This window comes from Burkholderia sp. Ac-20384 (assembly GCF_017104605.1).
GTDB lineage: Bacteria > Pseudomonadota > Gammaproteobacteria > Burkholderiales > Burkholderiaceae > Burkholderia > Burkholderia lata.
Map to the genome: position 1 here is coordinate 1 of NZ_JAAGPE010000029.1, position 19,734 is coordinate 19,734.

The 19,734-nt window shown below is 67.8% G+C and carries 19 protein-coding genes; 15 read left to right on the plus strand and 4 right to left on the minus strand.

Annotation, left to right across the window (positions count from 1 at the left end):
• The 3 genes from G3O00_RS08130 to G3O00_RS08140 form a co-directional block, all read right to left on the minus strand.
• Positions 1 to 1,406: CoA-binding protein (locus G3O00_RS08130; protein WP_206142650.1), on the minus strand; the 1,406-nt coding region annotated here is incomplete at its 3' end.
• Between the two features lie 52 nt (positions 1,407 to 1,458).
• A complete protein-coding gene (locus tag G3O00_RS08135; RefSeq protein WP_206142651.1) occupies positions 1,459 to 2,616 on the minus strand; it encodes an acyl-CoA dehydrogenase family protein in 1,158 nt (385 codons plus the stop codon).
• A gap of 3 nt (positions 2,617 to 2,619) precedes the next feature.
• On the minus strand, positions 2,620 to 3,408 hold the full coding sequence (locus G3O00_RS08140) for an enoyl-CoA hydratase-related protein (protein ID WP_174930425.1): 789 nt from the start codon (positions 3,406 to 3,408) through the stop codon (positions 2,620 to 2,622).
• Positions 3,409 to 3,553: 145 nt separating this feature from the next.
• Between G3O00_RS08140 and G3O00_RS08145 the strand changes: the two genes are divergently transcribed.
• From G3O00_RS08145 to G3O00_RS08175, 7 genes are all read left to right on the plus strand, one after another.
• Positions 3,554 to 4,702 (plus strand): ABC transporter ATP-binding protein, encoded by a 1,149-nt coding sequence (locus tag G3O00_RS08145; RefSeq protein ID WP_206142652.1) that lies wholly within the window; start codon positions 3,554 to 3,556, stop codon positions 4,700 to 4,702.
• 114 nt (positions 4,703 to 4,816) lie between these two features.
• Entirely contained in the window at positions 4,817 to 5,926 is a 1,110-nt protein-coding gene (locus tag G3O00_RS08150; protein ID WP_206142653.1) for an ABC transporter substrate-binding protein, read from the plus strand.
• 25 nt (positions 5,927 to 5,951) lie between these two features.
• Positions 5,952 to 6,827, plus strand: coding sequence for an ABC transporter permease (locus G3O00_RS08155; RefSeq protein ID WP_174930422.1), 876 nt, complete (start codon positions 5,952 to 5,954; stop codon positions 6,825 to 6,827).
• A 20-nt stretch (positions 6,828 to 6,847) separates the two neighbouring features.
• Entirely contained in the window at positions 6,848 to 7,642 is a 795-nt protein-coding gene (locus G3O00_RS08160) for an ABC transporter permease (RefSeq protein ID WP_174930421.1), read from the plus strand.
• A gap of 41 nt (positions 7,643 to 7,683) precedes the next feature.
• Positions 7,684 to 8,412 carry an NAD(P)H-dependent oxidoreductase gene (locus G3O00_RS08165; RefSeq protein WP_206142654.1) on the plus strand — a complete coding sequence of 243 codons (729 nt, stop codon included), beginning with the start codon at positions 7,684 to 7,686 and terminating at the stop codon, positions 8,410 to 8,412.
• 64 nt (positions 8,413 to 8,476) lie between these two features.
• Positions 8,477 to 9,115: a MarC family protein gene (locus G3O00_RS08170; protein ID WP_122949365.1), complete on the plus strand. Its 639-nt coding sequence runs from the start codon at positions 8,477 to 8,479 to the stop codon at positions 9,113 to 9,115.
• A gap of 55 nt (positions 9,116 to 9,170) precedes the next feature.
• Positions 9,171 to 10,772, plus strand: a complete 1,602-nt coding sequence (locus G3O00_RS08175; RefSeq protein ID WP_206142655.1) for a 5-guanidino-2-oxopentanoate decarboxylase — start codon at positions 9,171 to 9,173, stop codon at positions 10,770 to 10,772.
• Positions 10,773 to 10,867: 95 nt separating this feature from the next.
• On the opposite strand, the gene G3O00_RS08180 is transcribed toward G3O00_RS08175, so the two are convergent.
• A complete protein-coding gene (locus tag G3O00_RS08180) occupies positions 10,868 to 11,524 on the minus strand; it encodes a TetR family transcriptional regulator C-terminal domain-containing protein (protein WP_254602297.1) in 657 nt (218 codons plus the stop codon).
• 238 nt (positions 11,525 to 11,762) lie between these two features.
• Between G3O00_RS08180 and G3O00_RS08185 the strand changes: the two genes are divergently transcribed.
• The 8 genes from G3O00_RS08185 to G3O00_RS08220 all read left to right on the plus strand — a co-directional run bounded on the left by G3O00_RS08185 (position 11,763) and on the right by G3O00_RS08220 (position 19,534).
• A complete protein-coding gene (locus G3O00_RS08185) occupies positions 11,763 to 12,569 on the plus strand; it encodes an ATP-binding cassette domain-containing protein (RefSeq protein WP_174969297.1) in 807 nt (268 codons plus the stop codon).
• Positions 12,570 to 12,643: 74 nt separating this feature from the next.
• The gene (locus G3O00_RS08190) at positions 12,644 to 13,441 is read left to right on the plus strand and encodes a transporter substrate-binding domain-containing protein (RefSeq protein WP_206142656.1); all 798 of its coding nucleotides are present in this window, start codon (positions 12,644 to 12,646) and stop codon (positions 13,439 to 13,441) included.
• Between the two features lie 33 nt (positions 13,442 to 13,474).
• Complete coding sequence (locus tag G3O00_RS08195) at positions 13,475 to 14,191, plus strand: ABC transporter permease subunit (protein ID WP_174930415.1); 717 nt, start codon at positions 13,475 to 13,477, stop codon at positions 14,189 to 14,191.
• Positions 14,192 to 14,240: 49 nt separating this feature from the next.
• On the plus strand, positions 14,241 to 14,936 hold the full coding sequence (locus tag G3O00_RS08200) for an ABC transporter permease subunit (protein ID WP_206142657.1): 696 nt from the start codon (positions 14,241 to 14,243) through the stop codon (positions 14,934 to 14,936).
• Positions 14,937 to 14,988: 52 nt separating this feature from the next.
• Positions 14,989 to 16,182 (plus strand): aminotransferase class I/II-fold pyridoxal phosphate-dependent enzyme, encoded by a 1,194-nt coding sequence (locus G3O00_RS08205; RefSeq protein WP_206142658.1) that lies wholly within the window; start codon positions 14,989 to 14,991, stop codon positions 16,180 to 16,182.
• Positions 16,183 to 16,213: 31 nt separating this feature from the next.
• The gene (locus G3O00_RS08210) at positions 16,214 to 17,224 is read left to right on the plus strand and encodes a succinylglutamate desuccinylase/aspartoacylase family protein (protein ID WP_206142659.1); all 1,011 of its coding nucleotides are present in this window, start codon (positions 16,214 to 16,216) and stop codon (positions 17,222 to 17,224) included.
• Positions 17,225 to 17,498: 274 nt separating this feature from the next.
• Positions 17,499 to 17,807, plus strand: a complete 309-nt coding sequence (locus G3O00_RS08215; protein ID WP_206142660.1) for a DUF485 domain-containing protein — start codon at positions 17,499 to 17,501, stop codon at positions 17,805 to 17,807.
• Positions 17,804 to 19,534: a cation acetate symporter gene (locus tag G3O00_RS08220; RefSeq protein WP_206142661.1), complete on the plus strand. Its 1,731-nt coding sequence runs from the start codon at positions 17,804 to 17,806 to the stop codon at positions 19,532 to 19,534. Before G3O00_RS08215 ends, G3O00_RS08220 begins: the two co-directional genes overlap by 4 nt.
• Positions 19,535 to 19,734 lie beyond the last annotated feature (200 nt).

Below are 19,734 nucleotides of genomic sequence, written 5' to 3' on the forward strand. Positions count from 1 at the left end.
CGGCGGCGCGTGTCGCCGTAGGTCATCGCCGCGCCGATCGCGTCGATCCCGTCCGCGAGCCCCTGCAGCGGCGCGATGCCGGCCGCGGCCATGCGTGCCGCGTGATCGGGCGGCGTGAGGTCCGGAAACACCGAGATCACCGCGCCGACCACGCCGTGCCGGCGCGCGGATGCCGCGAACGCATTCGCCGCGATGTCGCACAGCGGGCGCTCGCCGGTCGCTTCCTGCGGATAGTCGAGAATCATCGCGGCCGCGCCGGGGCGGTCGGCGAGCAGCGCGTCGCAGCACGCGCGCATCTTGTCGGGATCGCCCCACGGCGTCGTCGTGAAATCGAGCGGGTTCGCGATCGTCGCGTACGCGGGCAGCACGTTGCCGAGCGCGTCGCGTCCGGCGTCGCCGACCGGCGGGAACGCGATGCCGCGCGCTTCGCCGAGATCCGCGACGAGCCCCGCATCGCCGCCCGACGTCGCCAGCGCGGCGAGCGTGCGGCGCTCGGGCACACCGGCGATCGCGAGCAGCTTCAGCGTTTCGACGAGGCCGACCGGGTCCTTCACGCGGATCACGCCGAGCCGCCGGAACAGTGCGTCGTACAGCGCGTCCGAACCCGCGAGCGAGCTCGTGTGGCTGATCGCGAGCTGCGCGCCGAGCGCCGACGTCCCGCTCTTCAGCGCGACGATCGGCACGCCGCGCGCGAGCGCGCGGGCGGCGGCCTCGCTGAAGGCGCGCACGTCCTTCAGCCCTTCGAGATGCACGCCGATCGCGCGGATGCGCGGATCGTCGACGAACGCGTCGACGAGGCGTGCGATGTCGACCGACGCCTGGTTGCCGACGCTCGCCAGGTACGCGAACGGCACCGAGCGTGCGCTCATCGACAGGTTGTAGGCGAGGTTGCCGCTTTGCGTGATCACCGCGACGCCCGATTCGACGCGCGGCGCGCCGTGCGCGACCGGCCACAGCGCACTGCCGTTCAGGCCGTTGATCAGCCCGTAGCAATTGGGGCCGAGCACGGCCATGTCGCCGGCCGCGTCGACGAGCGCCTGCTGCAATCCGGCGCCGTCGGCGCCCGTTTCGGAGAAACCCGACGCGTACACGATCGCGCCGCCGGCACCGCGTTCGGCGAGCGCGCGCACGACGTCGATCGCCTGCCGCGCGGGGACCGCGACGAACACGGCATCGGGTGCGGCGGGCAGGTCGGCGACGCTCGCATGGCAGCGCACGCCGTCGATCTCGGCATGGTTCGGATTGACGAGCCGGATGTCGCCGGCATAGCCGTAGTCGCGACAGCGCTGCACGGCGCCCGCGATGCCGCGTCCGCCGACGAACGCGATGCTGGCCGGCTCGAGCAGCCGGCGCAGGTTGGCCGCGGCGGCGGCACGACGATCCCTGACTTCAGGGGAAGAGGTCATGATGGTCCTTTCTGAGCGCGCGCCGGCTTGCGCGCCGGCGCGACGATTCGCGTCAGCTGTAGCGTCGGAGGATTTCCTTGGACAGGATGTGGCGCTGGATCTCGGACGTGCCTTCCCAGATGCGCTCGATGCGCGCATCGCGCCAGAAGCGCTCGATCGGCAGTTCGTCCATCAGCCCCATGCCGCCGTAGATCTGCACCGCGTGATCGGTCACGCGGCCGAGCGTTTCGGTGGCCAGCAGTTTCGCGAGCGCGGCATCGCCGTCGGTCATCGTGCCCAGGTCGAGCTTTTGCGCGGTATAGAGCGTGACGAGTTCCGCCGCGCGGATCTCGGTCTGCATGTCGGCGAGCTTGAACGACGTGCCCTGGAAATCGCCGATGCGCTTGCCGAACTGATGGCGCGTCGCGGCCCATTCGGCGGCCATCTCGAACGCGCGCTGCGCGCGGCCGATGTTGTTCGCGGCGACCATCACGCGGCCGGCGGTGAGCCAGTCGTTCGCGAGCTCGAAGCCGCGATGCTCTTCGCCGAGGATCTGCGCGGCGCTCACCCGGCAGTCGCTCAGGAAGATCTCCGACTGGTGGTAGCCGCGCAGGCTCGTGCAGTGCGGGCCGCGGCGCACGGTCATGCCCGGCGTGTCCTTGTCGATCAGGAAGCAGGTCACGCGCTTGCGTTTCTGGCCGCGCACTTCCTCCTCGCCGGTGACGGCGAACAGGATCACGAAGTCGGCCGTATCCGCGTGGCTGATGAAGTGCTTGCTGCCGTTGATCACGTAGTCGTCACCGTCGCGCACCGCGCGCGTGCGGATGCCCATCGCGTCGGAGCCCGCGCCCGGTTCGGTCAGCGCGAAGCAGTCCACACGCTCGCCGCGCACGGCCGGCTTCAGGTAGCGCTCGATCTGGTCGCCCTTGCATGCCATCAGGATCTTGCTCGGCCGCGCGACGAACACGTGCAGCGCCCAGCTTGTACGGCCGAGCTCGCGCTCGACGAGCGCCTGCGTCACGTAGTCGAGCCCGGGCCCGCCGGCGCTTTCCGGCATGTTGAACGCATAGAAGCCGAGCTCGAGCGACTTGCGGCGGATCGACTCGGCGAGTTCGGGCGGCACGTCGTCCGCGCGATCGACCGCGAATTCATGGGGCTGCAGTTCCTTTTCGACGAACTGACGCAGCGACGTCACCAGCATTTCCTGCTCTTGGGTCAGCGAAAAATCCATCAATCATCTCCCGACAAAATGGGGTGCGCGACCTTCGACCGACGCGCGAAGCGCTTCCTGGCCGTCCTCGCTGTGACCGCAAGCGACGCCGGCCGCCAGTTCGCCGCGCAATTGCTCGGCGAGGGAATGCGTGAGTGACTGCGCGAGCAGCGCCTTGGTATGGCCGAACGCGACGCTCGGCCCCTGCGCGAGCCGCAAGGCGAACGCGGCGACGTGCTCCGCGAACGCATCGGCGTCGACGACTTCGGAGACCAGTCCCGCCGCGAGCGCATCCTGCGCGCTCCAGCGTTCGTTCAGGAAGATGAAGCGGCGTGCGACGTCGGGGCGCGCGAGGCGAGGCAGGAACCAGCTTCCGCCCATGTCGGGGCTGTAGCCCATGCCCGTATACCCGCAGCGCAGCGTCGCAGCCGTGCTCGCGATGCGGAAGTCGCACGCGAAGCCGATGTCGGTGCCCGCGCCGACCGTCGAGCCGTTCAGCGCCGCGACGGTGGGGCGCGGGAACGCGGCGAGCGCCTGCACGAAGCGATGCGCGCGTTCGGTCCACCCGTAGGTGTCGAGTTCGCCGTTGCGCTCGGCCTCGGCCCATTCGTCAACGTCCGCGCCCGCGCAGAACGCGCTGCCGGTGCCGGTCAGCACGACGCAGCGCACCGCTGGATCGTTCGCGAGCGCGTCGAGCGTCTCGCGAAGAAAGTCGAGATGCGGCCGCGCAAGCGAATTGCGCTTCGCCGGGCGGTTCAGTCGAAGGGTCACGACGCCGTCGTGACGTTCGATTCGGATGTCCTCGATGCTCATGCTGATCACTGTCTCCTGGTTGTTGTGTGTCGGGGTGTGTCAGAGCCGGCAAGGGTCGCCGCTACTTGCGGACCGCATTTCGGCATAGTATAAGTTCTGTTAAATGAACGTTCAACCCAATTGTGAGTCGACCAGGAGACACACGATGAGCGTGGTGATGGAGACGTCGGCAGGTGTGGAGGAGGGAAGGCCCGGAGCGGAGGCCGCGCGCATCGTGAACGGCGCGGGCCTGCAGATCGATCGCGTATCGAAGCGCTACGGCAGCGTGCATGCGCTGCGGGAAACGTCGATCGAGATTCCGCGCGGCGAATTCCTGACGATCCTCGGGCCGTCGGGTTCCGGCAAGACGACGCTGCTGACGATCGTCGCGGGCTTCGAACATCCGACCACCGGCGACCTGCGCGTGGGCGGCCGCAGCATCGTCGCGTTGCCGCCGGAGAAGCGCAACTTCGGGATGGTGTTCCAGGGCTATGCGCTGTTTCCTCACATGACGGTCGAGCAGAACGTCGCGTATCCGCTGATGGTGCGCAAGCAGAAGGGGCCCGACGCGGTGAAGCGCGTGAAGGCCGCGCTTGATCTCGTGCGGCTCGGCCATCTTGCGGATCGCCTGCCGCGCCAGCTGTCGGGCGGTCAGCAGCAGCGCGTCGCGATCGCGCGCGCGCTCGTGTTCGATCCCGATCTCGTGCTGCTCGACGAACCGCTCGGCGCGCTCGACCGCAAGCTGCGCGGCGAGGTGCAGGTCGAGCTGAAGGCGTTGCACGAACGGCTCGGCGCGACGTTCCTGTTCGTCACGCACGACCAGGAGGAAGCGCTGTCGATGTCGGACCGGATCGCGATCATGCGCGACGGCCGGCTCGAGCAGATCGGCACGCCGGACGGGCTGTACGAGCAGCCGGCCAACCGCTTCGTCGCGGACTTCCTCGGCAAGAGCAACTTCATTGAGGGCATCGCGCTCGGCAGTGATGCGACGGCGACGCATTACCGCGTCGGCGACGCACGGTTCGTCGCGCCCGCATGCGGCGCGCGCGCCGACGACACGCTGCTGTTCGCACTGCGCCCCGAGAAGGTGGCCGTGTCGGCGACGTCGTGCGGCGGTGCGCACAACGAAGTGGCCGGCCGCATCCGTCACTGGAGCTATTTCGGTTCGTCGTACCGCTTCGAGATCGAGACGCCAGCGCTCGGCTGCATGACGGCGGACGTGCCCGCGTGGCGCGGGCTCGCGTCGCCGCGCACCGGCATGGACGTGTTCGTGCAGTGGGAGCGCGACGCGACCTGCCGGATCGCGGCCGACTGACGCGCGAACGCTGCATCCCGCGCGACGCGGCGCAGGCCGTCGTCGCCGATCGATTCACCGGTGCCCGGAAACGACGAGACGCGTGCGGGCGCTGCCCAGCCTGGAGGAGACACCATGACGAACCGCCATCTGCAGGACCTGCTCGACCAAGCACGCGATCTTCAACCCGCGACGTCGCAGCGGCGCCGCGATTTTCTCCGGCTGTGCGCGGCCGCCGGCATCGCGCCGACGCTGCTGTCGCTCGGCGCGAAGGAGGCGCAGGCCGCGAATCAGAAGGAAATCGTGCTCAGCGCGTGGGGCGGCGAAGCGCGTTCGGCGTTTCGCTCCGCGTACATGGACCCGTTCACGAAGGCGAGCGGGATCAGGATGGGCTACGACTCGTCGCCGGAGGACGGCAAGATCAAGGCGATGGTCGAGAACCGGAACGTGATCTGGGACGTGATGGACCTCGACGGCTTCGCGGCGATCAAGCTCGGCAAGCAGGGTTTCCTGCGGCCGATCGACTATTCGGTCGTGGGTCGCAATGCGCTGCCGGGGCTCGCATCGGACTTCGGCGTGCCGTCGTACCTGCTGAGCTACGTGCTCGTCTACGACGCGCGCAAGTTCGGCGCGAATCCGCCGAAGAACTGGGCCGATTTCTGGAACGTCGGCAAGTTTCCAGGCAAGCGCGGGCTGTGGAAATGGATGGGCGGCGCGCTGGAAGCCGCGCTGATGGCCGACGGCGTCGACAAGGACAAGGTCTATCCGATCGACGTGCCGCGCGCGCTGAAGAAACTCGGGGAGCTGCGCTCGAACGTGCTGCTGTGGGATTCGGGCGCGGACAGCCTGCAGCTGCTGCGCAACGGCGAAGTCAGCATGGCGTGCATCTGGCATACGCGCGCGAACGTGATCCAGCGCGAGAGCAACGGCCGGTTCCGCTACACGTGGGAGCAGGGGCTCGCGTCGTGCGACGTGTGGGGCGTGCCGAAGAACAACCCGTCGGGCGATGCCGTGTGGCAGTTCATCAAGTTCGTGCAGGGCGTCGAGCCGCAGGTGCGCCTGCTGTCGCTGCTCGGCAACGGGCCGGTGACGCCGGCCGCGACGGCCGCGGTGCCGCAGGCGCTGCGCGCCGACAATCCCGGCACGCCCGAGAACTGGGCGAAGCAGTGCAAGGTGAATCCGGAATGGTGGGCGCAGCATTACGAAACGACGCTCGCGCAGTACACCGACCTGATGTCGTCCTGAGCCGCCGCCTCGTGAGCGTGACCGCATGAATACCCTGTCTACTCCCGTCGCGGGCGACGTCCCGCTCGGCCGCGCGAAAGCCGATCGCTACTGGCTGCTCGTCGTGCCGCTGCTCGCGGTGCTGATCGTGCTGTACGTGTATCCGCTCGTGCGCGTGCTGTGGCTCGGTTTCACGGTGCCTGAGCCGGGCCTGCACAACTACGCACGTCTGCTGGAAAACCACGGCGTACACCGTGTGTTGTGGACGACGCTGCGCGTGTGCGCGGTTACGACCGTCTTTTCGGTCGCGCTCGGCTACGCGATCGCGTATGCGATGGCCCACGTCGGCCCGCGCCAGCGGATGGCGCTGATGTTCGGGCTGCTCGTGCCGTTCTGGGCGTCGGTGCTGGTGCGTGCGTTCTCGTGGCTGTTCCTGCTCGGCGAGCAGGGGCTCGTGAACACGCTGCTGATGCGCGTCGGGCTGATCGACGCGCCGCTGCCGCTGATGCGCAACGAGATCGGCGTCGTGATCGGGATGATCCACTTCATGATTCCGTATGCGGTGCTGCCGCTGTACGCGAACATGAAGGGTATCGACCCGCAGCTCGCGCGTGCTTCGCAGGGGCTCGGCGCGGGCGCGTTCGTCACGTTCCGCAAGGTGTATTTCCCGCAGACGCGGCCGGGCATCGTCGGCGCGGCGATCCTCGTGTTCATCTTCTCGCTCGGCTTCTACGTGACGCCGGTGATTCTCGGCGGCGGCCGCACGGTGATGGTCGCCGAGTACATCAGCACGCAGATCCTGCAGCTCGTGAACTGGGGCAGCGGGGCGGCGCTCGCGTCGCTGCTGCTGGCGTCGATCCTGGCCGCGCTCGCGCTGCTCGCGCGTTTCGTCGACCTGCGCGAACTGTTCGGCGCGCGCTGACCCGACCGGAGGAAGAACCGATGAAGATCCGAATGACCGCAGGGCGCGCGCTGGTGGTCGGCGTCGCGTGGGCCGCGATCCTGTTCCTGATGCTGCCGCTGCTCGTGTCGGTGCCCGTATCGCTGACGCCGAGCGACTACCTGTCGATGCCGGACGGCGCGCTGTCGCTGCGCCACTACCGCGTGCTGCTCGACGACGACGGCTGGGTGTCGAGCTTCCTGCAGAGCGGGCTGATCGCGCTGGTGTCGTCGGCGATCTCGGTCACGCTCGGCACGCTGTGCGCGATCGGGCTGTGGAAGGTCGCGTCGCGGCGCGGCGAGTTCGTGCGCGGCGTGATCCTGTTTCCGCTGATCGTGCCGCCGATCGTATCGGCGCTCGCGTTCTACCGGCTGTGGGGCGAGCTCGGGATGCTCGACAGCCTGCCGGCCGTGATCCTGTCGCACGTCGTGCTGTCGGTGCCTTACGTGGTGGTGGCCGTGTCCGCATCGCTCGCGACCGTCGGCCTGCGGATCGAACGGGCTTCGCGCAGCCTCGGCGCGAGCCTCGCGCAGACGCTGCGCTACGTGATCCTGCCGTCGATCCGGCCGGGCGTGCTGTCGGCGGCGGTGTTCGCGTTCATCCTGTCGTGGGACGAGCTCGTCGTCACGCTGTTCATCTCGAGCCGGAGCGTGTACACGCTGCCGCGCCGGATGTGGGACGGGATGCGCGAGAACGTCGATCCCGCGATCGCGTCGGTGTCCACGCTGCTGCTCGTCGCGACCTGCGTCGCGATCGGCCTGTCGCTGCTGCGCAAGCGCGCGGCCGGGGCCGTCTGAATTCAACCCTTGAACGTTACGTTGCGGAGAAAAATCGCATCATGAAAGTCCTGATCGTTCACGCCCATCCCGAACCGCAGTCGTTCACGACGTCGATGCTGCATCGCGCGGTGAGCACGCTCGAAGCGCAGGGGCATACCGTGACGGTGTCCGACCTGTACGCGATGCAGTGGAATCCGGTTGCGAGCGCGGCCGATTTCGGCGTGCGCAAGAACCCCGGCTATCTCGTCTACGCGCTGGAGCAGCGCGAGAACGTCGCCGCGAATGCGATCGCGCCGGACATCGCCGAGGAACTCGACAAGCTGGCCGCGTGCGACCTGCTGATCCTGAGCTTCCCGCTGTTCTGGTGCTCGGTGCCGGCGATCATGAAGGGCTGGATCGACCGTGTGCTCGTGTCGGGCAAGGTGTACGGCGGCGTGCGCTTCTACGATCGCGGCGGGATGCGCGGCAAGCGCGCATTGCTCGCCTGTACGTGCGGCGGCCGCGACTACATGTTCGGTGCGGACGGCGTGCACGGCGAAATCGACCTGATGCTGCGGCACGTGCTGCGCGGCACGCTCGGTTACGCGGGCTTCGACGTGCTGCCGTCGTTCGTCGGCTATCACGTGCCGTATATCGGCGATGCCGAGCGCGCGGCGGTGCTCGACCGCTACGACGACTATCTTGCGCAGCTCGACCGGCTCGAACCGATGGTGTTTCCGACGCTCGACGATTTCGACGGCGACATGCGGCCGCGCGAGCGCGCGCCGCAGGAAGCCGCGCAGGACTGACTGCCGCACCCGGCCCCGATGCCGATGCGCTTCTCAACCCTCCGATCGCCTGCGAGTTCGAGCGATGACCCTGACGTCGAGCGACGTGCTGCTGTTCCTGACCGGCCTGCTGACGCTGTTCTGTCCGCCGGTCGCGATCCCGATGTACGCGGCCGTCACCGGGCATTTTCCCGACGTGACGCAGCGGCAGATCGCGTTCAGGCTGTTCGCGTGGATCGCGGCGCTGATGGTCGGCGCGGTATGGGGCGGGCAGTTCCTGCTGCGCATGCTCGGCCTCACGCTCGGCGCGCTGACGCTGACGGGCGGCCTCGTGCTGTGCCTGTGGTCGATCCCGATGATGCGCGGCACGGCCAACGACGAACGCAGCGGCGGCGACCGGCGGCTCGAATATGCGCAGTGGCGCAACTACATCGCGGTGCCGCTGATCTTTCCGCTGTCGATCGGCAGCGCGGTGATGTCGCTCGTGATCACGACCGCGACGCGCTTTCACACGCCGTCCGACCTGCTTGCGCTGAGCGCGGCCTGCGTGCTGCATGCGGGCGTGATCGGGCTCACGTATGCGTGCTCGGCATCGTGGTGCCGGCGGCTCGGCGAGATCGGCAGGACGCTCGTCGAGCGGCTGTCAGGCATCGTGCTGACCGCGATCGCGTTCCAGATGCTCGCGCAGGGTGTGCGAGAGCTGTTGCCGGGGCTCGCGCATTGACGGCGGTGCCGGCCCGCGCATGATCCAGAAACCTGTCCTGAACGATGGAAGAAAAATGAAAACTGTAGGCATGTATCTCGTCGACCTGCTCGCCGCGTACGGCGTCGACACGGTGTTCGGCATTCCCGGCGTGCATACGATCGAGCTGTATCGCGGCCTGGCCGGCAGCGGGCTGCGCCACGTGAGCGCGCGCCACGAGCAGGGCCTTGGTTTCATGGCGGACGGCTATGCGCGCGCGACCGGCAAGCCCGGCGTGTGCTTCGTGATCACCGGCCCCGGGATGACGAACATCGCGACGTCGATGGCGCAGGCGTATGCGGATTCGATTCCGATGCTGGTGATCTCGAGCGTCAACGCGTCCGGCGATATCGGCTCGGGCAACGGCCATCTGCACGAACTGCCCGACCAGCATGCGTTCGCGGAGAATGTCGCCGCGTTCAGCTATACGGTGCCGCGCGCCGACGCACTGCCGCAGGCGATCGCGCGCGCGTTCGCGGTGTTCTCGGGCGGCCGGCCGCGCCCGGTGCACCTCCAGATTCCGCTCGACGTGCTCGCGGCGCCGGCCGACACGCTGCCGCCGGTGCCGGCTGCACCGCCGCGCATCGCGCCCGGCCCCGCGTCGGCCGACGGCATCGACGCACTGCGCGCGAAGGCGGCTGCCGCGCGCGCGCCGCTGATCCTCGCGGGCGGCGGCGCGCTCGACGCGGCCGACGACGTGCGGTGGCTCGCCGAAGCGCTCGACGCACCGGTCGTGATGACGATCAACGGGCGCGGCGTGCTGCCGCCCGCGCACCCGCTCGGCATCGCGTGGTCGGCGTCGAGCGACGCGGTGCGCGCACTGATGCGCGACAGCGACCTGATCGTCGCGCTCGGCACCGAGCTCGGGCCGACCGACTACGACCTGTATGCGACGCGCAGTTTCTCGATGCCCGCGCCGCTCGTGCGGATCGACATCGATCCGCAGCAGCTGTGCCGCAATGCGGTGCCCGCGCTGCCTTTGCTGGGCGACGTCGGCGAAACCCTGCGCGCGCTGCGGCGCGTGTGGCCCGGCGATGCGCTCGCCCATGCGGATCGCGGCGGCGTCGAACGCGCGGCGATGTGCCGTGCGGCGGCGCGACAGGAGCTGAACGACGAAATGCGGCACGATCTCGCGCTGCTCGACCTCGTGCGCGACACGCTGCCCGATGCGGCGATCGTCGGGGATTCGACCCGCATCGTCTACGCGGGCAACGTCGGCTTCGCGGCGCCGCGCCCGCGCAGCTGGTTCAACGCGTCGGTCGGGTTCGGCTCGCTCGGCTACGGGCTGCCGGCCGCCGTCGGCGCGAGCCTCGGCGATGCGTCGCGACCGGTGGTCTGCGTCGCCGGCGACGGCGGATTCCAGTACACGCTCGCGGAACTCGGCACGGCGGTGCAGCATCGTGCGCGCGTGATCGTCGTGCTGCTGAACAACGGCGGATACGGGGAAATCAAGCGCGCGATGGTCGATGGCGGTGTCGAGCCGGTCGGCGTGGATCTGCATACGCCGGATTTCGTCGCGATCGCGCGGGCGTATGGATGGGGTGCGCAACGGATCGAGGAGGGCGGGTCGCTGGCCGGCGCACTCGCGGAAGCCGCGGCGCACGATGCGCCGTATCTGATCGAGATCCGCGCGCACTGAGAGCGCGAACGGCCTCGCGATGCGAGGCCGTTCGTGGGCGCCGCCGGATTGCCGGCGGCGATCCGGCAGCGATGCTGCCGTCGTCGCGCGGCGTACTACGCGCGCTTGCGGGCCGTCTTCGGCGGCGGCAGGAACGTATCGACGACGCGCAGGCAGCTCGTCAGCGCGTCTTCCGCGGTAAACGACGTCGGGTCGCGCGCGAGTTCGAGCCAGAACCCGTCGATCACGGCCGTCAGCGTCAGCGCGGCGAGAGCGCTGTCGACGGTTCCGCCGCGCACTTCCGCGATCTGGTCGAACAGCTTCTTCAATGCCTGCCGGTAGCCGGCATACAGCTCCTTGTGCGCCTTGCGGATCACCGGATCGCTGTGCGCAACGCTCCAGAAGCCGAGCCATACCTTCACGTTCTTCGGCGCGAACACCGGCGCGGCGAAACACACCTTGATGATCGCGTCGAGCTTGTCCTCGGGGCCAGTCGCGTTCGCGGCGGCCGCGCGCGACACGTCGAGCAGGTCGGACGCGAGGCGCTTGTAGGTCTGCGCCATCAGCTCGTCTTTCGACTGAAAGTGATGGTTGATCAGCCCGCGCGATACCTTCGCTTCCGCGCAGATGCGGTCGATCGTGGTTTCCGAATAGCTGTAGCGCGCGATGCAGCGCATCGTCGCGTCGATGATCGATTGCTGCCGCACCGCGGGCGTTTCGCGGATACCGCGGCCGCGGGTCTGAACCGGTGCGCTGCCAGGAGTCTTTTTCACGGAGTGACCTTACGGAATCGTCATGGCACCGATTATAGGGGAGTGTCGGACGCTTGTTCAATTACACCTTCGAAAGCGGCGCGGAACCCGCGAAAACCCTTGCTCCCGGATTATTGAAATCTGTTGAACCACCGTTCAACAGCGCCTATACTCGACTCCGCATGAGGTTGGTCGGCCATTCAACAAGACGCCGCTGTCCCGCACGGGACGGGCGCGAGAATTCGACACAGGAGACAGCATGTTGGCGCGGGTGGAGAGCGTGAAGGCGGCCGTCGAGGAGCGCGTGCAGGTGATGGACCTGCACAAGCGGTTCGGCGAGCTGGAGGTGTTGAAGGGCGTGTCGCTGAGCGCGCGCGAAGGCGAGGTGATCTCGCTGATCGGTGCGAGCGGCTCGGGCAAGAGCACGCTGCTTCGCTGCGTCAACCTGCTGGAGACGCCGACGCGCGGACGCATCGTGGTCGACGGCGAGGAGATCGGCTTGAAGGTCGACCGCAAGGGCCGCACGGTGCCGACCGATCCGCGCCAGGTCGAGCGCATCCGCACGCGGCTCGGCATGGTGTTCCAGAGCTTCAACCTGTGGGCGCACCGCACGGTGCTCGAGAACGTGATCGAGATGCCCGTGCACGTGCTGCGCGAACCGCGCGCCGAAGCGATCGCGCGCGCCGAGCAGCTGCTCGAACGCGTCGGCCTCGCCGACAAGCGCAACGTCTATCCCGCGTTCCTGTCCGGCGGCCAGCAGCAGCGCGTCGCGATTGCGCGCGCGCTGGCGATGCGGCCCAGGGTGATGCTGTTCGACGAGCCGACGTCCGCGCTCGATCCCGAACGCGTCGGCGAAGTGCTGAAAGTGATTCGCGATCTCGCGTGCGAAGGCCGCACGATGATTCTCGTCACGCACGAGATGGCGTTCGCGCGCGACGTGTCGAACAAGGTGCTGTTCCTGCACGAGGGGCGCGTCGAGGAGAGCGGCACGCCGGCCGAGATCTTCGATGCGCCGCAGAGCGAACGCTGCCGCCAGTTCGTCAACGCACACCGGCAACGCCACTGAACCGCGGGGGCGACCCGCGCGTGCCCGCGCGGCCGGCTGCCCCGATCCCATTCTTTCCCGCAAGGAGTCCGACCATGAAACGTGTCGTACGCAATCTGCTGTGCCTGTTGAGTTTTGTCCTCGCGGCGCTCGCGCCGTTGGGTTCCGCGCACGCGTCGTCGGGCGTGCTGCGCTTCGGGGTCGCCGCCGAGCCGTATCCGCCGTTCCTGATGAAGAGTCCGACGGGCCAGTGGAGCGGCTTCGAGGCAGACCTGATCCGCGCGCTGTGCGAGCAGATGAAGGCGAAGTGCGAGATCAAGGAAGTCGCGTGGGACGGCATCATCCCGGCGCTGCTCAGCGACAAGATCGACGTGATCTTCAACTCGATGTCGATCACGCCGGAGCGTCAGAAGGTGATCTCGTTCTCGCGGCCGTACTACGAGACGCCGGGCACCTTCGTCGGCGCGAAGAACCAGAAGCTCACGCTGACGCCGGACGGGCTGAAGGGCAAGGTGATCGGCGTGCAGGGTTCGACCGCGAACGCCGAGTTCATCAAGATGGCCTACGGCAAGAATGCGACGGTGCGCCTGTACAACACGCAGGACGACTGCAACGCCGACCTCGTCGCCGGCCGCATCGACACGATGTATCTCGACCAGCTCGGCATCCTCGATTTCCTGAAGTCGAAGGACGGTTCCGCGTTCGAGCTGAAGGGCCCCGGCAGCGTGAAGATGGACCCGGCGATCTTCGGCTACGGTGTCGGCGCGGGGATGCGCAAGGCCGATGCGCCGCTCAAGCAGCAGATGGACCAGGCGCTCGAGCAACTGCATGCGTCGGGCAAGTACGCGCAGATCGCGAAGAAGTATTTCCCGATCGACCTCTGGCCGCACTGATCGCACGGATACGCGCACGGACGAGGAGGCGACATGGACGGTTGGGGATGGGTGAGCTACCTGGGCATGGACCCGGACGGCTGGGGCGTCGCGCTCCTGCAGGGCGCGGGCGTGACGCTCGAGATTTCGCTCGGCGCGTTCGTCGTCGGCATCGTGCTCGGGCTGCTGGGTGCGGCCGCGAAGCTGTCCGGCGTGCGCGTGCTGGAGCGGCTCGCGCAGGGCTACACGACGCTGTGCCGCGCGGTGCCCGAGCTGCTGCTGATTCTGCTGCTTTACTACGCGGGCACCGATGCGATCAACCTGCTGATGACGGCGATCGACGTCGGGCCCATCGCGGTCAACGGGTTCGCGGCGGCGGTGATCGTGCTCGGCATCGTGCAGGGCGCGTATGCGGCCGAGATCATCCGCGGCGCGATCCTCGCGATCCCGTACGGGCAGATCGAGGCCGCACGCGCGTTCGGCGCGCCGCCGGCACTCGTGTTCCGCCGCGTGACGCTGCCGGCGATGGCGCCGTATGCGCTGGCCGGCTTCACGAACCTGTGGCTGATCCTCGTGAAGGACAGTGCGCTGATCAGCGTGGTCGGCTACAGCGAGCTGCTCTACACCGCGAAGCAGGCGGCCGGTTCGACGCGCGAGTACATGCATTACTACCTGATGGTCGCGGCCGTGTACTTCGCGATCACGTCGCTGTCCGGCATGCTGTTTCGCGAGATCGAGCGGCGTTTCGGCCGATGGATGCCGGCATCGTGAGCCGCGCCGGGTCTTCTCACGCATTTTCTGACCGAACCGGATCAACGTCATGGATCTGAGCGTACTGTCTTCCTACGGATCGCTGCTGCTGCTCGGCGTGCTGACCACTGTCAAGCTGCTCGTCATCTCGGCCGTGTTCGGCTTCGCGCTCGCGATCGTCGTCGCGTTCGCACGGCTGTCGGGCAACCCGGTCATCGCGCGTGTCAGCAAGGCCTTCACCGAAGTGATACGCGGCACGCCGCTGCTCGTGCAGATCTACCTGATCTATTACGGCGTCGGCTCGCTGTTCGCCGGCTGGCCCGCGCTGCGCGACAGCGTGCTGTGGCCATTCCTGCGCGACGGCTTCTGGTATGTCGCGTTCGCGCTGGTGGTCAGCGTCGGCGCGTATGTCGGCGAGGTGCTGCGCGCGGGCTTGCGCGGCGTACCGAAGGGCGAGATCGAGGCGGCGCGCGCGATGGGGATGCGCCCGTCGATGATCGCGCGGCGCGTATGGCTGCCGCGCGCGATCCAGATCCTGCTGCCGACGCTTGCGGGCGAGACCGTGATGCTGCTGAAATCGACCGCGCTCGCGTCGACGGTCGCGGTGATGGACGTGCTCGGCGCCGCGAACTACATCCGCGCGCAGACCCTGCGGACCTACGAGCCGCTGCTGGCGATCGCCGTGATCTATGTCGTGCTCGCGTTCGTGATAGAGCGCGCGTTCGGCCGGCTCGAGCGGCGTGTGCCGGTACGCATGCCGCGTTGAACGAACCCTTGAAGATGCGGCGGCCGCCCGGTCGCCGCGCGACGGAGAACGCATGAACTATTCGAAGCTGGTCGATCGCCTGCAGGGCAAGCGTACGACTGCATGGGACATTCATTACGCGGCGCTGGCGGCCGTCGCGGCGGGCGACCCGGCGATCATCCTGAGCGTCGGCGATCCCGACTTTTCGACGCCGGAGATCATCGTCGAGCGCGCGGTAGCCGCGCTGCGCGGCGGTGACACCCACTACAGCGAAGTACGGGGCCGCGCCGAACTGCGTGCGGCGATCGCGCGCGAGCATGCGAAGACGTCCGGGCAGGCGGTCGGTGCCGAGCACGTGATCGTGACGGCCGGCGCGCAGAACGCGCTGTTCGCGATGGCGATGTGCCTGTGCGAGACGGGCGACGAGGTGATCGTGCCGGAGCCGATGTACCTGACGTACGAGGCGAGCGTGCGCGCGTCGGGCGCGACGCTCGTGCCGGTGCCGGTCGATGCGTCGCGCGGCTTTCATCTCGACTTCGACGCACTCGAAGCGGCCGTGACGCCACGCACCAAGGCGATTTTCTTCGCGACGCCGTGCAACCCGACCGGCGTCGTGATGCCGCGCGCCGATCTCGAACGAATCGCGCGGCTCGCCTGCGAGCGCGATCTGTGGGTCGTGTCCGATGAGGTCTATGCGGAACTGACGTTCGAGCGCGACATGGTCAGCATTGCGTCGCTGCCGGGGATGGCCGAACGCACGGTGACGATCGGCAGCCTGTCGAAATCGCATGCGATGCCGGGCTGGCGGGTCGGCTGGGCCATCGGCCCGGCCGAGCTGATCGAGCATGCGGAGCGGCTCGCGCTGTGCATGCTGTACGGGCTGCCGGGCTTCATCCAGCAGGCGGCCGTCACCGCGCTCGACAACAAGGCCGCGATCGTCGCGGACATGCGCGAACTGTACCGGCGTCGCCGCGACCTGGCCTACGCACGTCTGCGCGACGTGCCGGGGCTGCGTTGCCTGCTGCCGGAAGCCGGCATGTTCATGATGGTCGACGTGCGCGGCACGGGGCTCGACGCGCACGCATTCACGTGGGGATTGTTCCGCGCGAAGCAGGTCGCGCTGCTCGATGCGAGCGCGTTCGGCGATACCGCGTCCGGCTTCGTGCGCTTCGGCTTCGTCGTCGACGATGCGAAGCTGGCCGACGCCTGCGAGCGCATTGCGGCATTCGTCGCGAGCCTCGGCGCGGAGTCGCGCGCAGCGTCGTGACGGGCGAGCCGAACCGGAAGGAGGACGGACGATGATCGAGGTGCTGACATGGCAGGTGCCCGGCGACGGCGGGCAGCCGCTCGCGATTCGCGCATGGCGGCTGACGGGCGGCGACGGGCCGCGCGTGCATCTGCAGGCCGGCGTGCATGCGGACGAGATCGCCGGCATGCTCGTGCTGCACCGCTTGCTGCCGCAGCTGTGCGCGGCGCACGATCGCGGCATGCTGCGCGGCACGGTGACGGTGGTGCCGCAGGCGAACCCGCTCGGGCTCGCGCAGTTCCGGCAAGGGCGGCTGCTCGGCCGCTTCCATGATGCGACGCAGCGCAATTTCAACCGGCATTTCCATGAATCGGCCGCGGCGCGCCGGCCCGCGACGACATTCGCCGCGTGGCAGCGCACGCTGTTCGACGCCGCGTGCGACGCCGATATCGTGCTCGACCTGCATACCGATTCCGATGCGCTGCCGTACCTGTACGTGCAGCGCGAAATGTGGCCGGCCGGCCGCGATCTCGCGGCGGCGCTCGGCGTTGACGTCGCGATTCTGTGGGACGAGGACGACGACGGCGCGTTCGAAGGCGCGATCGCCGCGCACTGGGCGCGCAACGGCGGCCTGCGCGAACGGCTCGTCGCGACCGTCGAGCTGCGCGGGCAATCCGACGTATCCGATGCACTCGCCGAGCGCGATGCCGACGGCGTGCTGGCGTTCCTGCGCGGCCGCGGCGTGATCGCGGAGCCGGCCGGCGCGCATGACTGGCATGGCGAGGCCGTGCCGATCGCGCATATGGAGACGGTGCTCGCGCCGGTATCGGGCGTGCTCGTGTACGAACGCGAACTCGGTGCGACGGTCGACGCGGGCGAGCGCATCGCGCGGATCGTCGCGCATCCGGGCGTGCCCGGCAGCGAGCACGTGCTGGTCGCGCCGCAGGCCGGACGCATCGTCACGCGCAATCGCGAGCGGCTGGTCGCGCAGGGCGACGTCGCGCTGAAGCTGACGGGTTCGCGGCCGTCGGCGGGATGGTCGGGCGGCGCGCTCGATCCGTGATCGACGCTGCGCGCGACTATCCGGTTATTGAGAACTGTCGAAATATTGCGTCGGGACTAACCCGCGTCGCTGCGCCGAAATGACGTCGACGTTGCGACGCGCCCCGCGTGCGGTCGCGTACAGGACGAGGGCGTCTCGCGTGCGACAGCGGCACCAGCGCCCGGTATCGCTAGGGAAAACCATAGTGCGCTCGCGAAAGATCGAGTAAGCACGCAGTCAGCTTCGCCATCCAGAATCGCCACACTCATTCAAAAAGCAAACCAGGAGACAGGCGATGCATGATGGGTTGGTGAAAAAAATCGAAGCGCATCCGAAGTATGCGCAGCTCAAGCGACGACGCAATACGCTCGGCATCTTCCTGACCGTGCTGATGCTGGTCGTGTACTACGGCTACATCGCACTGATCGCATTCGACAAGTCGTTCCTCGCGAAGCCGGTGAGCACCGGCGTGACGAGTGTCGGCGTACCGGTCGGCATGGCGGTGATCGTGTTCACCGTCGTCATCACCGGCATCTACGTGCGCCGCGCGAACAACGAATACGATCAACTGACGCAGGACATCCTGCAGGACGTCGCCCAATGAAGAAGACTCTTTCGATGACGCTGGTCGCGCTGCTGGCAGTAGGCGTGTGCGGCGTGGCCGTCGCGGGCGGCGGCGATGTCGGGCAGACCGCCAAGCAGGCAACCAACACCACGGCCATCGTCCTGTTCGCGCTGTTCGTCGCAGGGACGTTGTGGATCACCAAGTGGGCGGCGTCCCGCACGCGTTCCGCCGCGGATTTCTACACCGCCGGCGGCGGCATTACCGGGTTTCAGAACGGTCTGGCGATCTCGGGCGACTACATGTCGGCCGCCTCCTTCCTCGGCATTTCCGCCGCTGTGATGACGTCGGGTTACGACGGCCTGATCTACTCGATCGGCTTCCTGGTCGGCTGGCCGATCATCACGTTCCTGATGGCCGAGCGGCTGCGCAACCTCGGCAAGTTCACCTTCGCCGACGTCGCGGGCTACCGCTTCGAGCAAGGGCCGATCCGCAGTTTCGCCGCAATCGGCACGCTGGTGGTGGTGGCGTTCTACCTGATCGCGCAGATGGTGGGTGCGGGGCAACTCATCAAGCTGCTGTTCGGTCTCGACTACTGGGTGGCGGTGGTCATCGTCGGCGCGCTGATGATGGTCTACGTGCTATTCGGTGGCATGACGGCCACCACCTGGGTGCAGATCATCAAGGCGTGCATGCTGCTCGCGGGCGTGACGTTCATGGCGATCATGGTGCTCGCGCAGTACGGCTTCAGCCCGGAGGCGCTGTTCGCCCATGCGGTGGAAGTCAAGACCGCGATCGCCGCGAATGCCGGCAAAGCGCCGGACGACGCGACCCGGATCGGGCTGTCGGTGATGTCGCCGGGCGGGTTCATCAAGGATCCGATCTCGGCGATCTCGTTCGGCATGGCGCTGATGTTCGGCACCGCCGGCCTGCCGCACATCCTGATGCGCTTCTTCACGGTGCCGGATGCGAAGGAAGCGCGCAAGTCCGTGTTCTGGGCAACCACGTGGATCGGCTACTTCTACGTGCTGATCTTCATCATCGGCTTCGGTGCGATCACGCTGGTGCTGACCAATCCGGAACTGGCCGACGTCGCGAAGGGCGTGATCAAGGGCGGCGCGGGCACGGCCAACATGGCGGCGGTGCTGGTGGCCAAGACGGTGGGCGGTGACGTGTTCTACGGTTTCATCTCTGCCGTGGCGTTCGCGACGATTCTGGCGGTGGTCGCCGGGCTCACGCTGTCGGGTGCGTCCGCGGTGTCGCACGATCTCTATGCGACCGTCTTCAAGAACGGCAAGGCGAACAGTGCAGACGAGCTGAAGGTGTCGCGCATCACGACGCTGGTGCTCGGCGTGATCGCCGTGCTGCTGGGCATCGCGTTCGAGAAGCAGAACGTCGCGTTCATGGTGTCGCTGGCGTTTGCGGTGGCCGCGTCGGCCAACTTCCCGGTGCTGTTCCTGTCGATGATGTGGAAGGGCTGCACCACGCGTGGCGCGGTCATCGGCGGGTTCCTGGGGCTGGTCTCGTCGGTGGGGCTGACGATCGTGTCGCCGTCGGTATGGGAAGCGACGCTGGGTTATCCGAAGGGTTCGGCGTGGTTCCCGTACACGTCGCCCGCGCTGTTCTCGATGACGATCGGCTTCGTCGGCGTGTGGCTGTTCTCGGTACTCGACACGAGCCTGCGCGCGAAGGCGGAGAAGGGCGCGTTCGCTGCACAGCAGGTGCGTTCGGAAACGGGGCTGGGGGCGACTCGCGCCAGCAGCCACTGACCGGTCGTTAGCCTGCCACGCCCGCCCGGGGCTGACGATGCAGCGCATTGCATCGTCGGCCCCAGGGCGGGCGGTATCGTTTTCATCCGTCCGTCGAATCACGCTCTCGCAATAAAAAATCGCGAATTCAACCGAATTCGTCGATAATGCGCAAACGTTTTACGAAAGCCCGATTGCGGATAATCAGCGGATTAAATAAA

Bases quoted from the DNA above. Each gene is read 5' to 3' on its own strand.
- G3O00_RS08135 (WP_206142651.1), bottom strand. From the start codon at position 2,616: ATGGATTTTTCGCTGACCCAAGAGCAGGAAATGCTGGTGACGTCGCTG.
- G3O00_RS08140 (WP_174930425.1), bottom strand. From the start codon at position 3,408: ATGAGCATCGAGGACATCCGAATCGAACGTCACGACGGCGTCGTGACC.
- G3O00_RS08145 (WP_206142652.1), top strand. From the start codon at position 3,554: ATGAGCGTGGTGATGGAGACGTCGGCAGGTGTGGAGGAGGGAAGGCCC.
- G3O00_RS08150 (WP_206142653.1), top strand. From the start codon at position 4,817: ATGACGAACCGCCATCTGCAGGACCTGCTCGACCAAGCACGCGATCTT.
- G3O00_RS08155 (WP_174930422.1), top strand. From the start codon at position 5,952: ATGAATACCCTGTCTACTCCCGTCGCGGGCGACGTCCCGCTCGGCCGC.
- G3O00_RS08160 (WP_174930421.1), top strand. From the start codon at position 6,848: ATGAAGATCCGAATGACCGCAGGGCGCGCGCTGGTGGTCGGCGTCGCG.
- G3O00_RS08165 (WP_206142654.1), top strand. From the start codon at position 7,684: ATGAAAGTCCTGATCGTTCACGCCCATCCCGAACCGCAGTCGTTCACG.
- G3O00_RS08170 (WP_122949365.1), top strand. From the start codon at position 8,477: ATGACCCTGACGTCGAGCGACGTGCTGCTGTTCCTGACCGGCCTGCTG.
- G3O00_RS08175 (WP_206142655.1), top strand. From the start codon at position 9,171: ATGAAAACTGTAGGCATGTATCTCGTCGACCTGCTCGCCGCGTACGGC.
- G3O00_RS08185 (WP_174969297.1), top strand. From the start codon at position 11,763: ATGTTGGCGCGGGTGGAGAGCGTGAAGGCGGCCGTCGAGGAGCGCGTG.
- G3O00_RS08190 (WP_206142656.1), top strand. From the start codon at position 12,644: ATGAAACGTGTCGTACGCAATCTGCTGTGCCTGTTGAGTTTTGTCCTC.
- G3O00_RS08195 (WP_174930415.1), top strand. From the start codon at position 13,475: ATGGACGGTTGGGGATGGGTGAGCTACCTGGGCATGGACCCGGACGGC.
- G3O00_RS08200 (WP_206142657.1), top strand. From the start codon at position 14,241: ATGGATCTGAGCGTACTGTCTTCCTACGGATCGCTGCTGCTGCTCGGC.
- G3O00_RS08205 (WP_206142658.1), top strand. From the start codon at position 14,989: ATGAACTATTCGAAGCTGGTCGATCGCCTGCAGGGCAAGCGTACGACT.
- G3O00_RS08210 (WP_206142659.1), top strand. From the start codon at position 16,214: ATGATCGAGGTGCTGACATGGCAGGTGCCCGGCGACGGCGGGCAGCCG.
- G3O00_RS08215 (WP_206142660.1), top strand. From the start codon at position 17,499: ATGCATGATGGGTTGGTGAAAAAAATCGAAGCGCATCCGAAGTATGCG.
- G3O00_RS08220 (WP_206142661.1), top strand. From the start codon at position 17,804: ATGAAGAAGACTCTTTCGATGACGCTGGTCGCGCTGCTGGCAGTAGGC.